We start from the raw sequence: 16,284 nt of genomic DNA, 5'->3' as shown, positions 1-16,284 counted from the left end.
ACTTTCTCTTGTTAAATTTAATTCCGACTTAATTCATCGACTTTGTAGGGAGGGTATATAATGGAGGAAAACAGAGCAGAGATTTCATCTGGTCGTAGGTTTTTATTTCGTATTTTAGATGGCATCGAATGGCTGGGGAATAAGCTTCCATCACCATTGTTGCTGTTTGCTATATTAGCATTTATCGTAGTGATTATTTCTGGAATTTTTGCCGGTGTATCTGTCACAAATCCAACGACAGGGGAAGCCGTAGAGGTGAAAAACCTTTTTAGTCTGAGTGGATTGGATTATATATTTAACAGCGCGGTCGATAACTTTATTGGGTTTCCGCCGCTTGGAGCCGTTCTTGTGACCATGCTCGGCATTGGTCTTGCTGAACAAACGGGTTTAATCAATGCTTCTTTGAAAGGAATTGTGTTTTCCTTTCCTCAAAAATTGTTGACGGCCGCTTTAGTTTTCGCCGGAGTCATGTCCAGTGTAGCGGTCAACGCCGGTTACGTTGTACTTCCACCACTTGGAGCCGTCCTTTTCTTAGGACTTGGGCGACACCCGCTTGCTGGACTTGCTGCCGCCTTTGCAGGTGTGTCTGGTGGGTTTGGTGCCAATTTAGCTCTCACGTCTACCGATGCCATCCTTCAGGAGTTGACTGCTGAAGCGACACGTACGATTGACCCTGCTTATGCAGAAACGATTACGGTCACAATGAATTACTTCTTCGCAGCCGTGTCTGTCGTTCTGATCACTCTTATTGGTACGCTCGTAACTGAAAAAATCGTAGAACCCAGACTTGGTAAGTATGAAGGTGAGCAGGAAGGGGAAATCGATGAGTTGACCGCTCTTGAGAAAAAAGGGATGCGTCTTGCTGGGATCGGTTTTCTGATTACGTTTGCTCTCATGGCTTACTTGTCTTTTGGTCCTTTGCGTGGAGACGGGGCCTATATTGAATCTCCGTTTTTCAGTGCATTGGTATTCGTCATTTTCCTATTATTCTTGGTCCCGGGTTTGATTTATGGAATCGTTACAAAAGAGATTTCTAATGATAAGGACCTTACCAAACTGCTTGGAAAAACAATGGCAAGCATGAGCGGTTATATTGCCCTTGCGTTTACGGCAGGACAGTTTATCGCGTATTTCCGTGAAACGAATTTAGGGACTGTCATCGCTTTTCGCGGGGCAGACTTTTTGAATTCTACAGGGTTTGATGGGATTGGACTCATCTTAACGTTTATTGGATTGACGATGGTCGTCAACTTCTTCATTGGAAGTTCTTCAGCTAAATGGACAATTTTGGCCCCTGTGTTCGTTCCGATCATGATGAACCTTGGCTATTCTCCGGAGTTTACGACATTGCTCTATCGTATCGCAGACTCTGTGACGAACATGATTACCCCGTTGCTTCTATACTTCCCGGTCATCATCGCGTTCGCTCAGCGCTATGATAAGAAGCTAGGGATTGGAACACTCATTTCCATGATGATTCCTTATTCCGTTGCGTTCTTACTTGGCTGGTTGCTACTGTTGCTCGTTTGGGTGCTATTAGGAATCCCTGTAGGACCTGGTGCACCAATTCAATATTAATGAAAAAAGCTCAGCGTCGGTGTGACGTTGAGCTTTTTTCGTTTATCTTTCGGATATCAGGAAGTTTGCACGTTATTCAGTAATTGAACTAAAACGTAATTCTCTCGCTCGATCCATGGATTTTTTTTCGTTTGATCCAGTATTTTTCTGTTTTGGGCAAGGGCTTCCTCGACGCTTATCCATACGGGTGTGAAGTCCTGGTCTTCCTCATAGGGATCCAGCTGTTGTCCGCCCTTCTCTCCCCACCACTCACAAAAATAATAACGGGAGGTCATTTCAAATATGGCTTCCGGGTCATACACGTCAAGGTGGCTTTCCACAACCTCACCGGCAAATTGCCTCACCTGGCAGTTCCTAAAGCCTGTTTCTTCCTGGATTTCTCTGATGAGAGCTTCCTCATCTTTTTCTCCATCATTAACGCCACCACCAGGCAATTTGAAATCCCCGAGGTTCGACTTCACCATCAGAATTTTTCCTTCTTGAAAAAGAATGCCTCTGACTGCGGTTCGCTTGTTTGTTTTGTACCCCTCATTTTTTTCGAGCCCAAACCGCTTTTTAAAAATGAAGTCAGCCAATGGGATGCACCTGGCGTTTGCGGTTGGAGAATGTATGGACTTCTGTATAACCAACGGATTTTGCAAGATCGATCGCTTCTTCATAGCGGTACCCGATATGGTCCGGCTTGTGGGCATCCGAGCAGAGAACGATTCCAACACCTTCATCTTTACACATTTGTAAAAGCGTCGGATCTGGATAGAGTTCTCCAACTGGTTTGCGCAAGCCTGCCGAACTGATTTCAATGCATGTATCTGTTTTCGCTAGAGCTTTTGCTGCGCGTTTATATTGTTCTTTCAAAAATTCTTTGTCATCCGGCCGGTAACCGAACACTTTGATGACATCAATATGTCCGACAAAATCAAAAAGTCCTGACTCTGCAAGGGTGACGACACGGTCAAAGTATTGCTGGTAGACGTCTTTTAAATCTCGTTTTTCATATTCATCCCGGTAAATCGCAAGATCGATGCCCCATTCATCGATCCAGTGGACTGAACCGATCACGTAATCGAAAGGATGGGAAGAAATGAAGGCTTCCATCTCTTTTTCTTTCCCCGGCATGTAATCCATTTCAATGCCCATCTTGATCGGGAGTTCTGCTTTGGCTGCTTCATCAAACATCTTTTGGTAGGTTTCAAAGTCAAGTGTACGACGGTTTTCCACCCATGGGTTGGAGAGAATGTCGCGTGTTTCCTGAAAAAAATATGCATGTTCAGATACGCCTAATTCTTCGATTCCTTCTTCTTTCGCTTTTGTTATGTAGGTTCGTAGATAGTCGACATCAAGGTTTCCGGTTTCCGCCATATGGACGTGGTAATCGGTGCGCATGTGCGGCCCTCCTCTATCGAATTTTATTCATCATAACAAACATTAGAAAAAATCACCAAGAAGAAGCGGATGGAAGCATTTGATACGAGAAGTATGAGGGGGTGATATGTTAAAATAGGGAGGTTAAGACAAGCGCGATAGAAATAGAGGTGCTTTATCAATCATGAATGACACAAAGAGGTTGACGGAAGGGGCTTTAATGACCGGCCTATATCTGCTATTGTTATTGGTAATCATTTTTGTGCCGGTTATGGGACCACTACTATTAATGATCCTGCCTGTTCCATTTGTTTATTATAGTTATCGTTATGGTGGAAAAGCAGGGGGCCTCATGTTTGTGGCCGCCACCATTTTCACACTATTATTTGCGACCGTATTTACCGTTTTCACCTTGCTGGCCGGAATTGGCGGGCTTTTCTTAGGTATCGCTTTGCATCACAAACGTTCATCCTATGAAGCTCTTGCTATTGGCTCTGTTGGGTTTGTCATCGGTCTTCTCGGAATTCTCTTAATCACGCAGCTCTTTCTTGGAGTCAATTTAATGGAAGAACTGAAAAATGGGATGAACCAGGGCTACGGCACTTTCGAGAGAATTTTCTCAGGGCTTCTTGATGGAGAAGAGGTAGAGACGGATTTGGCTGAGATCGGGCAATTGATTGATTTTATCCCGGATATTGTCCCAAGTATATTGGCGATGAGTGGTGTCATGATGGCTTTCGTCAGCCAATGGACGACCTATAAACTGATCAATCGCATCGAAAATCAGTCCATGGGATTCACGGATTTTAAGAACTTCAAGCTGCCTACATCAATATTATGGTATTACTTTGTTGCAATGATCTTGAATTATGTCACGATGGATGGCAATAATCTGATTTATTTAGCTGCCGTGAATGTATTTATTCTGACGGGAGCACTGATCGTCCTGCAGGGATTCTCTTTCGTCTTTTTCTATGCATGGAAGAAAAAGTGGTCAAAAGCTATACCGATTCTTGTGGTTGTATTTTCCATACTTCTTCCACAAATCATCATGTACCTTGTGAGAATAATCGGTATAATTGATATAGGATTTCCGATGAGGGAACGTGTGGAAGAAAAGAAAGAATGATCGCTCTCAAGAAGATGGTAGGAGCTGAATGCAATGCCGAATTTTTTTAAAAAACCAACAATGAGCGGACACTTGTGGATCATTTATTTGATCTCCCTCCTTCTGCTTGGCTTCATCTGGTACTATCAATGGATGCTGGGACTAATGATGACGCTCTTTTTAGCTGCGTCCATTTTTTACAGTGTCCGTACTGAACAGAACATGATCAATGAGACAGAAGAATATATATCGACCTTATCCTACAGGGTGAAAAAAGTGGGCGAAGAAGCCTTACTGGAAATGCCCATCGGAATCGTTCTCTATAGTGAAAACTATATGATCGAGTGGGCGAATCCTTATATGAACAAGTTCACAGAAGAGGATACGATTGTTGGCGAATCGTTAAAACGACTTTCCGATCACCTGATTCCATGTGTGAAAGATGAGGAAGATGAAGTTTGGATCACGATTGCCGGTTATAAATTCCAGACGATCATCAAAAGGGATGAACGTCTGCTTTACTTGTTCGACCGGACACAGCAGACGGAAATCCACAACCGTTATGAAAATGAACAGACGGTTCTTTCCATCATTTTCCTTGATAACTATGAAGAAATTACTCAGGGGATGGATGACACCGCCAAAAGCCATATCAACTCGCAAGTGACTTCGATTTTAAACAAGTGGGCGGGAGACTATGGCATTTACTTGAAGCGGACTTCTCAAGAGCGCTTCATGGCGGTCATGAACCAGAAAATTCTTTATACTTTGGAAAAAGCGAAGTTTGAAATCCTTGATGATGTACGTGAATTGATTACAGATCAGAACGTTCCATTGACGTTAAGTTTCGGAATCGGTGTCGGTCCGGTCAGTCTTCCGGAGCTTGGCGAACTAGCTCAATCGAGTCTTGATCTTGCCCTTGGCCGAGGCGGAGACCAGGTCGCCATCAAAGATGATTCAGGAAAAGTCCGTTTCTATGGCGGAAAGACAAATCCGATGGAAAAACGGACACGGGTACGCGCCCGCGTCATCTCCCATGCCATGAAAGAACTTGTTCAGGCAAGTGAGAAGGTCTTGATCATGGGACACAAATCCCCGGATATGGACTCTGTCGGCGCGTCGATCGGTATCTTGAAAATTGCCCAGGCAAACGACAAGAAAGCTGCCATCGTCCTTGATCCGGATGATATCGACACCGGCGTTCAACGGATGGTCGAGGAAATCGAGAAAGACGAAGACCTCTGGCATTACTTCATCCCACCTGAGGATGCTTTAGAAATGGTGACAAATGAGACGTTACTTGTTGTTGTGGATACGCACAAGCCTTCCATGGTCATTGAGGAGAAGCTGCTTTCCAAAACGGAGCATGTCGTCGTGATTGATCACCATAGACGTGCAGAAGAATTCATCGCCGACCCGACACTTGTTTATATGGAACCATACGCATCATCGACGGCAGAACTAGTCACTGAGCTGCTTGAATACCAGCCGAAAAAACTGAAACTGTCGATGCTCGAATCGACTGCCCTGCTCGCAGGGATTATTGTCGACACAAAAAGCTTCACGCTCCGTACAGGGTCACGGACATTCGATGCTGCCTCATACTTGAGGTCCAAGGGAGCGGATACCGTACAAGTCCAGAAGTTCATGAAAGAAGATCTCGATGTCTATATCCGCAGAAGTAAGCTGATTGAACGGGCCTCTGTTTACAGAGATGGAATTGCGATTTCCACCGGGGACCGTGGAGAAACTTACGGACCTGTTATCATTGCACAGGCCGCGGATACGCTACTGACCATGAGCGGCATTGTTTCCTCGTTCGTTATTTCTGAGCGGAGTGATGGACGGATCGGCATCAGTGCCCGTTCTCTCGGGGATATCAATGTTCAGGTCATCATGGAGAGGATGAACGGTGGCGGGCATTTGACGAACGCAGCCACACAACTTGAAGATACAACGATTGAAGATGCAAAAGCATTGTTGCAAGATATTATTGATGAATATTTTGAAGGGGGAGACACAGAATGAAAGTAATTTTCAAAGCGGATGTCAAAGGAAAAGGCAAAAAAGGCGAAATCAAAGAAGTAAACGATGGATACGCGCGCAACTACCTTCTAAAAAACAATTTGGCGGTAGAAGCGACGAAGGGGAACGTTCAGGCGCAAAAAGCTAAAGATGCCAAAGCCGAACAGCAAGCACAGGAAGAAGTCGAGGAAGCGAAACGTTTGAAAGAAACGCTTGCGGATCTCGAAGTGAAGCTTGTGGCGAAATCCGGAGATAACGGCCGCTTATTTGGTTCCATTACAAGTAAGCAGATCGCCGAGCAACTGAAGAAATCCCATAATATTAAAATCGATAAACGTAAAATCGAGCTTGATGATCCGATCCGGACATTGGGCTACACGAACGTCCCTGTGAAACTTCACCCAGAAGTAACAGGTACGATCAAAGTCCATGTCGAGGAAAAGTAAGTCTTGAACGATCAAGCGCCCAATCCATTCTACTGGAGCTATTGGGCGCTTCTGTTTTGTATTTCTGGCTCACATCCCTCTTTTTCATAATGAAAAGGAAGGATGTATAAAATAACCGTACAACGTGCGGTTGTTTGTGACGGACGGGCCATCCGTGCTTTAGATTCAGAGGAGGAACAACAGTGAGTGAAATGTGGAACGATCGTACCCCGCCCCATAATATAGAAGCTGAACAGGCGGTACTCGGTGCGGTCTTTTTAGAACCTGAAGCAATGTCGACAGCTGCTGAGTATCTTCTTCCTGAAGATTTCTATCGGGCGAGCCACCAGCGAATTTTCGAAGTGATGCTTTCGCTCTCAGATAAAGGAGAGCCGATCGATCTCGTCACCGTAACGGCAGCTCTTTCCAACAACCAGGTGCTCGAGGAAGTTGGAGGGGTTTCTTATTTGACGGATATCGCAAACTCCGTACCGACTGCTGCGAATATCCAGTATTACACAAGCATTGTGAGTGAAAAATCGACCCTTAGAAGTTTGATCCGTACGGCTACGAATATCGTAACGACCGGCTATTCAGAAGAAGAGGACTTAGAGGATGTATTGAACGCCGCAGAAAAAGACATTCTCGAGGTTTCCCAAAGGAAAAATTCCAGTGCTTTCAAAAGTATCAAAGACGTACTGATTGACGTTTATGACAACATTGAACAGCTGCACCACAATGACGGAAGTACGACTGGAATTCCGACAGGGTATCGCGATCTTGATCATATCACCTCTGGCTTCCAACGGAATGATTTGATTATCATCGCCGCCCGTCCGTCTATGGGTAAGACCGCGTTTGCTTTGAACATTGCGCAGAACGTAGCGGTCCATACCGATGAGAATGTCGCGATTTTCAGTTTGGAGATGGGGGCCGACCAGCTCGTCTCCCGTATGATTTGTGCGGAAGGAAACATCGATGCTCAGCGTCTCCGTACAGGGCAGATGGAAACAGAGGATTGGAACAAGCTGACGATGGCGATGGGAAGTCTATCCAACGCCGGTATTTATATTGATGATACACCAGGTATCCGCGTCAGCGAAATCCGTTCCAAGTGCCGTCGCCTCAAACAGGAACACGGACTTGGCATGATTCTGATCGACTATTTGCAGTTGATCCAGGGAAGCGCCAACTCAAAAGAAAACCGTCAGCAGGAAGTATCAGAAATTTCCCGTTCTTTAAAAGGATTGGCTCGTGAGCTTAATGTTCCATTGATCGCTCTGTCTCAGCTCTCCCGTGGAGTCGAATCAAGGCAGGACAAGCGACCGATGATGTCTGACTTGCGTGAATCCGGTTCGATTGAGCAGGATGCCGATATCGTAGGATTCCTTTATCGTGATGATTACTACGACCAGGAATCCGAAAACCAGAACATCATTGAAATCATCCTGGCCAAGCAACGTAATGGTCCGGTGGGAACAGTATCCCTTGCCTTTGTGAAAGAATACAACAAGTTCGTCGATTTGGATCATCGGTATTCCGATGCTGATGTACCACCGGCATAAGAAGGAAGACGCCCGAGACTTAAAGCCTCGGGCGTCTTTTTTATGATTAGCTTCAAAGAAGCCATCTATATCATCATCCCCATCACGCCTCCCGAAAAGTCACGCTGGGGAATGGATGATCCTAAAGGGTCAGGAAGTGGTCGATCGCATGAGCGACACCGTCTTCGTCATTCGTTTTCGTAAGGTAGCAGCAGGCCTCTTTCACTTCATCTTTGGCATTCCCCATGGCGGCGCTGTACCCTGCTATATTCATCATAGATAAATCATTGAAGCTGTCTCCAATGACCGCCGTTCTTTCTATAGATCGGTTCAGTTGTTTAGTCAACTGCCGGACGGCATTTCCTTTAGAAGCAAGCCTGTGTTCCAGTTCGAAGTTATGATTGGAAGAACTTACAAGAGTCAAGTCAGGGTGGTCATCGAATCTCTCCCATCCTTTTTGGAGTTTTTCTTCTTCAAAGGAGAAGGCGAGAATGTTGTACACGTTCCTATGCTTATCGACGATTTCTTTATAGGAGTCTACATGCAAAAATCCGGACTGACTAAACTGTTTTTCAGCTGCCTTTTCCAGCCTGGTCAGATCGGTTTTCGGGTTTGCACTCTGAATCCGGTCGAGCTCAATGTTCATAAGCTCCCTGCCATTTTGCGGGGTTAAAATTGCTTCATCATCAATCGCTTCATAGTAGAATCCTTCTTTTTCAAGCCACCCCAAAATTTCAGAGACATCATCTTTTTCCATCGGTGTGGATGAAAAAAGCTTACCGTCCGGACGATGGATCGTCGCCCCATTGGCGGCGATCACCCATGTGTGAAGGTCCAGGCCGGAGAACAGGTTACGGACATCGAATGCTGCCCTTCCTGTTGCTATGACCACCTCAACGCCCTTCGACTGGGCACGCTGAATAGCCTGAATATTATTCTTGCTGATTTCATTCGTGGAATTTAACAGTGTTCCGTCTAAATCAATGGCAATCATGTCCATAAATCAGATCCCTCCTCTTCCGTAACAATCAAGTCTACATGATGATCTTGTAATTTTTGTTGAAATTCTTCATCAGGAAGTTGGTCTGTAATGATGACATCCACGTCTTCAAGTTCTGCGAAAGTAAAGAACTCGGTCACACCAAATTTCGTATGGTCCGCAAGAACAACGACTTGTTCTGCCTGTTTGATCATGTTTCGTTTGACCATCCCGTCTTCTTCGTGGGCAATCGAGAGCCCCGAAGCAGATATTCCCACCACTCCGATAAACGCTTGATCCACATGATAGCTTTTTAATCGTTCGATAACGGAAGCTCCGTAAAGAAATTGGTGCTCCTTTTGGAGAAAACCACCAAGCAATTGGATGGACACGCTTTCAACATTCGATAAAATTTCCGCTTGGTGAATCGAATTGGTAATCACTGTGATGTCCATAGGCCTGATTTGATTCGCACATGCCTGAACCGTCGTAGATGTATCTAAAATAATCTTTTCTCCTGGACGGATAAAAGAAGCCGCTTTACTACCGATCTGTTGTTTTTCGAAGGAAACGGTTTTTAAACGGTGAGAATAATTTTGAATGGTCGTATGTGCCCTCGGCAGGATTGCTCCCCCGCGTGTACGTACGATCGCTTTCCGTTCTTCCAACTTTACTAAATCCCGTCTTGCTGTGTCTCTTGATATATCAAACATCTCACACATTTGATCAATGGAAATCCGGCGATTTTCTTTTAAAAATTGCAAGATTCCAATTAGACGTTCTTCCTGATACATCGAATCCTCCTTCCGCTTTTGCTCTTATAAGTGATTATAAGTAATTACTTAATGGAAATCAATCAAAAATAAGTTATTTTAAGTTTATTTGTAAATGTTAGTTAATCTGCTGCTTTTATGATAAAAATAAATTATTCAATATAATGGAAGGTTGTTGTAGGCTTATTTTCGAGACATTTCCTGAGGGGGATCGAGGGCGGAGAGTTGCACGGTCTCTGTTCCAATTCCTCAAAAACTCTCAAAAAATCATCAGAATGGAGTCCTTGAGGTCCAGAAGTTATAATCGAACAATAATATTGTAATTATAATTTAATGTTCGGTTTTAGCGTTGACTTACAAGGTCTGAATTGGTAAACTGACGATGGATAACATATTTAACAAATTTTTGGCGGAGGTGCCTTATGTCTTCTGTAGTTGTAGTCGGAACCCAGTGGGGGGACGAAGGAAAAGGCAAGATAACTGATTTTCTATCACAAAATGCCGAAGTTGTCGCTCGTTATCAGGGCGGAAATAATGCTGGTCATACAATAAAATTTGATGGAGTAACATATAAGCTTCACTTGATTCCTTCAGGGATCTTTTTTGAAGATAAAACGTGCGTGCTTGGAAATGGAATGGTGATTGATCCGAAAGCGCTGCTTGAAGAATTGAAATACTTACATGACAAAGGGGTCTCTACAGACAACCTGCGGATCAGCAACCGTGCTCATGTGATTCTTCCATATCACTTGAAATTAGATGCACTTCAAGAAGAAGAGAAGGGTGCGAATAAGATCGGAACGACCAAAAAGGGAATCGGCCCTGCCTACATGGACAAAGCGGCTCGTACAGGTATCCGTATCGCTGATTTACTTGATAAAGAAAGCTTCCGTGAAAAGCTCGAGCAGAACCTTGCTGAGAAGAACCGTCTTTTTGAAAAAGTATATGAAACAAAAACGTTTGCGGTGGAAGATATTCTGGATGAATACTATAAATATGGTCAACAGATCGCATCCTATGTATGCGATACATCTGTCGTATTGAATGATGGATTGGATGAAGGTCGTCGCGTTCTTTTTGAAGGTGCTCAGGGAGTTATGCTCGACATCGACCAGGGGACGTATCCTTTCGTTACCTCTTCTAACCCAATCGCGGGGGGAGTAACCATAGGTTCTGGTGTGGGACCATCAAAAATCAAACACGTTGTCGGTGTTTCGAAAGCTTATACGACGCGTGTCGGAGATGGACCTTTCCCGACAGAGCTTGAAAATGAAGTCGGAGATCAAATCCGTGAAGTGGGTCGAGAATACGGTACTACCACGGGACGCCCAAGACGTGTAGGTTGGTTTGATAGTGTCGTTGTCCGTCATGCCCGTCGTGTAAGTGGAATCACCGACCTTTCCTTGAATTCCATTGATGTACTGACAGGGATTGAAACATTGAAAATATGTACGGCTTACAAGTACAAAGGTGAAATCATGGAAGAGTTCCCGGCAAGTTTGAAAGTTCTTGCCGAATGTGAGCCGGTTTACGAAGAAATGCCAGGCTGGACGGAAGATATCACAGGCGCTGAAACGCTGAGTGACCTTCCGGAGAACGCACGCCATTACATTGAGCGTGTGTCTCAGTTGACAGGAATCCCGTTGTCTATTTTCTCTGTTGGTCCTGACCGTGCACAAACGAACGTTGTCCGCAGCGTATATAGTGAATAATATGGAAGCCTGGCTTACTCAGCCAGGCTTTTTTTACAAAAGCATGGAAGGATAAGAATCGAAAAAGTATAAGTCAGGGTACACTTTACATAGATGAACAAGAGGAGGGGTGTTTTACGTGAAACGCATTTGTGTTTTCGCTGGGTCCAGTGCAGGGAATGATCCAGTTTTCATAGAGAAAACGAAAGCTTTAGGAAAAAGACTGGCCGCAAATAACATTGAGCTGGTTTATGGTGGTGCTAAAAGTGGATTGATGGGTGTGTTAGCCGACCAGGTGCTGGACGGCGGAGGAAAAGTGACAGGCATTATGCCGAGCCATCTTTTTGAAAAAGAAATCGTTCACCCCTACGTAACAGAAATGATCGAGGTAGGGACAATGCATGAAAGAAAAGCGAAGATGAGTGAGCTGGCTGACGGATTCATTGCCCTTCCGGGAGGGTTCGGTACGTTTGAAGAGCTTTTTGAAACGGTCAGTTGGGCTCAAATCGGCCTTCATACAAAACCTCTCGCCCTATACAACATCGCGGAATACTACACACCGCTTGTTCAGCTCATCGAACACGCAATAAAAGCAGGATTTGTACCTGAAGATAACCGTGAACTTTTTATAGATGCCGACGATCCTTCTTCTTTATTGAATCAAATGGAGCAGAAAAAATAAAAGACGTGCCTATTCAAGCACGTCTTTTATACTTGGATCGTTTTAAAGAAAATGAGTCCAAAAAAACGATACGTCAATTTAATACTTTCAATCGAGGATTCTTCGGTGATGCTTAATCCGTAGATCGTCGTTGGTGAGGTATCAGGTGACGCAGCCATTGCTTTGGAGGCTAGTGGCGATGTGTCCGGGGCGAGTGGAATGGTTTCATATTCATTGATGGCATACGCATCTTCCACAAGCGCGTAAGTATCGGTAATTATGAATCCTTTTTCAGAATCACTGATCTGCATCTTGATGTTTGTAGGCTGTTGGTTGTTATTGATGGACACATCAGTGATTTGGATGCTACCCAGCAAACTTTTGTTTCCGAGTGCAACAATGACGGTTTGCTTATCTTCTGTTGTACCGATCGAACCATGGGTGAGCGGCGGATTCAATTTTAAGAAACCAATAATTGAGACAAATAAAAGGATAAGAACGAAAACAACGTAGCGGAAAATCTTTTTCAAACAAACCCTCCTTTCTTTTTGATAACAGAATTCAGGGAGAAAATCTATATTTCTAGTAAAATTACTATTGCTTACGTTTATTCTGTATGGTACGATAGTTATCGTTGCGGTGAACAAGCCGTATTGGTCCGGTAGTTCAGTTGGTTAGAATGCCTGCCTGTCACGCAGGAGGTCGCGGGTTCGAGTCCCGTCCGGACCGCCACTTTCATTATATCATTTGAAGTAGTCGAATACACACGTAATGTGATGTGCTCACTAGGTTATATCGTCGAAAGATAATGAAAAAAATACCCATGGCTCGGTAGCTCAGTCGGTAGAGAAGCCGTAAACTTCAGCGAATCATCTCCCATGTAGGCTTTGCGAGGAGCGTACACTTCACCGAAATCCCTTGCAACGTGACGAGCACAAACATCTTCGAATAATCTTCGAAACAAGATGTGGAGCGAAAGCATGATTAGAATTTATTATTTATTATGGCTCGGTAGCTCAGTCGGTAGAGCAACGGACTGAAAATCCGTGTGTCGGCGGTTCGATTCCGTCCCGAGCCACTCCATAAAAAGCTTACGGAAATATTTCCGTAAGCTTTTTTGTATGGAAAATCATTCTTATATCTTAATAATCTTAACCAACTATATGGCAGTATTCTTGAAGACTTGATTTCGAGATGTTTCGGGGTTCGTTGCCTGGTTGAGCGTCAGGGGTGGCTGGGAAGCTACTCGCTTTCCTGTGGGGGAGTGGCAAGCTTCCTCGGACTTCGTCCTGCGGGATCTCGCCTATCTCCTTTCTCCCACGGGAGTCTCGCAGCTTCCCAACCACCCCATTCAATGGATGTGAGAAACGAACCCTTTTACTGTGGGAGGGTACCTTCTACTATTAAGCATAAAGCGGTCCATACCACATGCAGAATAGCGTTCTTGGGAGTTTATTCCCCTCCAATTACCATGTGCATAAAAGGAGTTTATTCCGGATGTGGTTTCGAGATACATATGGCAAAGGGGCGGAGGCGAATGGGGAGACTCCTGCGGGAAAAAAGTGCTTGGTGAGACCCCACAGGACGCAGTCCGAGGAGGCTCACCGCGCTCCCGCGGAAAGCGAGCCATTCCCCGTAGCCCCCATCCACTCAACAAAAGTCTCGAAACTGAGTCTTCCACATAGGAAGCTTATATGGAATAGAGGGAATTTACTAAAATGAATAGTTTAATATGAAAAAATGACTATCCTTTCGTAATTTTGGTAAGAATATTATATCTTTTTTACATATTTAAATATCTATTTCTTATAAATATTCCGTGTGATAGATTAATTTAGGAATAGTTTAGACGGTGCATCAGGAGGATCATTATCATGTGGAAGAAATTAGCTGTCACAGCGATTTCCGTCGTAAGTGTCGGTGTAGGAACGGCCTACGCCGAGAGTTCACTGCCGACGGTCTATCACGTTTATATAGATGAACAACATGTGGGGACGGTAGAAAATCAAGCAGAGGTCAAATCGGAATTACGCGAGCGTATGGAAGAGGCGGAAGAAAATCATGAAGGATTGAACCTTTCCTATATGGAAGAAGTCTCATTCAAGGAGCAGAAAGTTTTGTCTGTGAAAGACGAATCCTCGAATGTTTTGGATTCGCTTCAAAATGAATTGACCCTTGCCGCAGACGTTGTACGCCTTCACATCAATGGGGAGCCTGTCGCTCACCTTCCAAGTGAAGAGAAGGCAGAAAAAGTCCTTGAAACCGTAAAAGAGGAATACGTTGAAGAAGAAGAACTTGAGAATTTAGAAAAAGGTACTCCAGAGCTGCCGGACCTCGGTGAAACGAAGGTGATGGATGTCGGCTTATCGGCTCCTGTCACAATGAAAGAAGATCAGGTCATGCTCTCGCAGGTTCATACAGTCGAAGAAGCCGTGTCCAGGGTGGAAGAAGGACGTCCTTACCCAAGCAGTCATTCGGAAACGACATCATTTATGGGGATGATGGCTAAATCACAGAAGCCGCTTGTGGATGTAGTAATCACCGAGAAAGAACGAAAGGAAGAACAGGTTCCTCATAAAGTACAAATGAAAAAGACGGATGAACTTTTTAAAGGTGAATCCGAAGTGAAGCAAGAAGGGGAAGATGGAAAGAGAGAGCTTTTGATTGAACGAACGTACCGAAATGGTGAAAAAATAAAAGAAAAGACGGTTGAAAGAGAGGTCGTCAAAGAACCTGTGACGAAGATCGCCCTTCAAGGAACAAAGAAAGTCCCTTCTAAAGGTACGGGTGATTTCACTTGGCCGGCTGTGGGCGGAGAAATCACCAGTGAGCAGGGAGAACGCTGGGGGCGATACCATAAAGGGATTGACATTGCCGGTGTTTCTGATAAAACGATTAAAGCTGCTGATAACGGCAAAGTGGTCGAAGCTGGCTATCGAAATAGTTTCGGAAATAAAGTCGTGATCGATCATGGGAATGGATACGAGACGACCTATGCTCACCTCTCCTCAATTGATGTCAAAAAAGGGGAGACCGTTAAAAAAGGTGAAAAGCTCGGTGTTATGGGAACGACAGGACGTTCCACAGGGGTACATCTACATTTTGAAATCCATAAAGAAGGTTCACTCGAAAACCCTCTTTCTCACGTGTCCCCCTGACCCTAACCGCTATGATTCAATCATAGCGGTTTTTTCTTTATCAAATCGCCCTAGGAAAGCGAACCATTTATCTCATTCCCCCTAAGCCACGTATCAAAACTGGTGATGGTTGATTGGAGCAAAATTTAGTAAGAGGATTAAGAAATAGGCATGATAAAAGTATAGGTGAAACGGCTGATTTCGAGAGAGGTTTATGGTGAAATAAGACATTTACCATTAAATAAGTTAAAATAAGAGAAAGAAAAGATGACGAGGAAAAGGATGTGACGGAATATGGCACAGAAAATTTTAGTGGTCGATGACGAGAAACCCATTGCGGATATATTGAAATTTAACTTAGAAAAAGAAGGTTATGAAGTCGTATGTGCATATGACGGAGATGAGGCGGTTGCGAAAGCAGATGCAGAAGAGCCGGAATTGATTCTCCTTGATATTATGCTACCGAACAAAGACGGTAATGAAGTCTGCCGTGAAGTGAGGAAGCGTCATAATATGCCGATCATTATGTTGACGGCAAAAGATGCAGAGATTGATAAAGTACTTGGACTGGAAATGGGTGCAGATGACTATGTGACCAAGCCTTTCAGCAACCGCGAATTGATTGCCCGCGTGAAGGCGAACTTGCGTCGTCAACAGCAGGAGCCTGAAGACAGTGCACAGCAGACGAAGGATATTGAAATCGGCCGTCTGGCGATTCACCCGGATGCTTATACGGTGACTCGTGACGGGAATCATATTGAATTGACTCATCGTGAGTTTGAACTTCTTCACTATCTTGCTCGTCATATCGGACAAGTCATGACTCGTGAACATTTGCTTGAAACCGTTTGGGGCTATGACTATTATGGGGACGTCCGTACCGTCGATGTAACGGTAAGACGTTTGCGGGAAAAAATTGAAGAGAATCCTAGTAACCCAATGTGGATTGTTACCCGTCGTGGGGTTGGGTATTATTTGAGAAACCCAGAACAGGATTAAGC

14 protein-coding genes and 2 tRNA genes are annotated in these 16,284 nt (G+C 44.4%); 11 read left to right on the top strand and 5 right to left on the bottom strand.

Features of this window, described 5'->3' with window-relative positions; all coding sequences use genetic code 11:
* Window positions 1-60: 60 nt before the first annotated feature.
* Entirely contained in the window at window positions 61-1,578 is a 1,518-nt protein-coding gene (locus tag BLS23_RS01285; protein WP_089650700.1) for an AbgT family transporter, read from the top strand.
* Between the two features lie 56 nt (window positions 1,579-1,634).
* On the opposite strand, the gene BLS23_RS01280 is transcribed toward BLS23_RS01285, so the two are convergent.
* Together BLS23_RS01280 and BLS23_RS01275 are read right to left on the bottom strand one after the other, a co-directional pair.
* Window positions 1,635-2,153 (bottom strand): NUDIX domain-containing protein, encoded by a 519-nt coding sequence (locus BLS23_RS01280; RefSeq protein ID WP_208599150.1) that lies wholly within the window; start codon window positions 2,151-2,153, stop codon window positions 1,635-1,637.
* Complete coding sequence (locus BLS23_RS01275) at window positions 2,146-2,961, bottom strand: histidinol-phosphatase HisJ family protein (protein ID WP_089650698.1); 816 nt, start codon at window positions 2,959-2,961, stop codon at window positions 2,146-2,148. Before BLS23_RS01275 ends, BLS23_RS01280 begins: the two co-directional genes overlap by 8 nt.
* Before the next feature lie 163 nt (window positions 2,962-3,124).
* Here BLS23_RS01275 and BLS23_RS01270 point away from each other — a divergent pair, with 163 nt between their 5' ends.
* The 4 genes from BLS23_RS01270 (at window position 3,125) to dnaB (ending at window position 8,063) form a co-directional block, all read left to right on the top strand.
* A complete protein-coding gene (locus tag BLS23_RS01270) occupies window positions 3,125-4,069 on the top strand; it encodes a YybS family protein (RefSeq protein WP_089650697.1) in 945 nt (314 codons plus the stop codon).
* Between the two features lie 33 nt (window positions 4,070-4,102).
* Window positions 4,103-6,076 (top strand): DHH family phosphoesterase, encoded by a 1,974-nt coding sequence (locus BLS23_RS01265; protein ID WP_089650696.1) that lies wholly within the window; start codon window positions 4,103-4,105, stop codon window positions 6,074-6,076.
* Complete coding sequence (rplI, locus tag BLS23_RS01260; protein ID WP_089650695.1) at window positions 6,073-6,519, top strand: 50S ribosomal protein L9; 447 nt, start codon at window positions 6,073-6,075, stop codon at window positions 6,517-6,519. Before BLS23_RS01265 ends, rplI begins: the two co-directional genes overlap by 4 nt.
* A 182-nt stretch (window positions 6,520-6,701) precedes the next feature.
* Window positions 6,702-8,063, top strand: coding sequence for a replicative DNA helicase (gene dnaB, locus BLS23_RS01255; protein WP_089650694.1), 1,362 nt, complete (start codon window positions 6,702-6,704; stop codon window positions 8,061-8,063).
* Window positions 8,064-8,184: 121 nt separating this feature from the next.
* On the opposite strand, the gene BLS23_RS01250 is transcribed toward dnaB, so the two are convergent.
* Entirely contained in the window at window positions 8,185-9,042 is an 858-nt protein-coding gene (locus tag BLS23_RS01250) for a Cof-type HAD-IIB family hydrolase (RefSeq protein ID WP_089650693.1), read from the bottom strand.
* Window positions 9,033-9,815 carry a DeoR/GlpR family DNA-binding transcription regulator gene (locus BLS23_RS01245; protein WP_089650692.1) on the bottom strand — a complete coding sequence of 261 codons (783 nt, stop codon included), beginning with the start codon at window positions 9,813-9,815 and terminating at the stop codon, window positions 9,033-9,035. The genes BLS23_RS01250 and BLS23_RS01245 overlap by 10 nt, the downstream gene beginning before the upstream one ends.
* 401 nt (window positions 9,816-10,216) lie before the next feature.
* Here BLS23_RS01245 and BLS23_RS01240 point away from each other — a divergent pair, with 401 nt between their 5' ends.
* Window positions 10,217-11,506, top strand: coding sequence for an adenylosuccinate synthase (locus tag BLS23_RS01240; RefSeq protein ID WP_089650691.1), 1,290 nt, complete (start codon window positions 10,217-10,219; stop codon window positions 11,504-11,506).
* A gap of 118 nt (window positions 11,507-11,624) precedes the next feature.
* A complete protein-coding gene (locus BLS23_RS01235; RefSeq protein WP_089650690.1) occupies window positions 11,625-12,167 on the top strand; it encodes an LOG family protein in 543 nt (180 codons plus the stop codon).
* A gap of 26 nt (window positions 12,168-12,193) precedes the next feature.
* Here BLS23_RS01235 and BLS23_RS01230 read toward each other — a convergent pair whose 3' ends face one another.
* Complete coding sequence (locus tag BLS23_RS01230) at window positions 12,194-12,676, bottom strand: hypothetical protein (protein WP_089650689.1); 483 nt, start codon at window positions 12,674-12,676, stop codon at window positions 12,194-12,196.
* 125 nt (window positions 12,677-12,801) lie between these two features.
* On the opposite strand from BLS23_RS01230, the gene BLS23_RS01225 reads away from it, so the two are divergent.
* The 4 genes from BLS23_RS01225 (at window position 12,802) to yycF (ending at window position 16,282) form a co-directional block, all read left to right on the top strand.
* Window positions 12,802-12,878, top strand: a tRNA-Asp gene (locus tag BLS23_RS01225).
* A 273-nt stretch (window positions 12,879-13,151) separates the two neighbouring features.
* Window positions 13,152-13,224: transfer RNA gene (locus BLS23_RS01220), tRNA-Phe, on the top strand.
* Window positions 13,225-14,020: 796 nt separating this feature from the next.
* Window positions 14,021-15,304 carry a peptidoglycan DD-metalloendopeptidase family protein gene (locus BLS23_RS01210; protein WP_089650687.1) on the top strand — a complete coding sequence of 428 codons (1,284 nt, stop codon included), beginning with the start codon at window positions 14,021-14,023 and terminating at the stop codon, window positions 15,302-15,304.
* A 273-nt stretch (window positions 15,305-15,577) separates the two neighbouring features.
* Window positions 15,578-16,282 carry a response regulator YycF gene (gene yycF, locus BLS23_RS01205; protein WP_089650686.1) on the top strand — a complete coding sequence of 235 codons (705 nt, stop codon included), beginning with the start codon at window positions 15,578-15,580 and terminating at the stop codon, window positions 16,280-16,282.
* Window positions 16,283-16,284: the final 2 nt, after the last annotated feature.

Source organism: Halobacillus aidingensis (assembly GCF_900104185.1).
In the GTDB taxonomy this organism is placed as follows: domain Bacteria; phylum Bacillota; class Bacilli; order Bacillales; family Halobacillaceae; genus Halobacillus; species Halobacillus aidingensis.
Note: the sequence above shows the minus strand (reverse complement) of the source record. Positions and strands in the feature narration are given on the sequence as shown.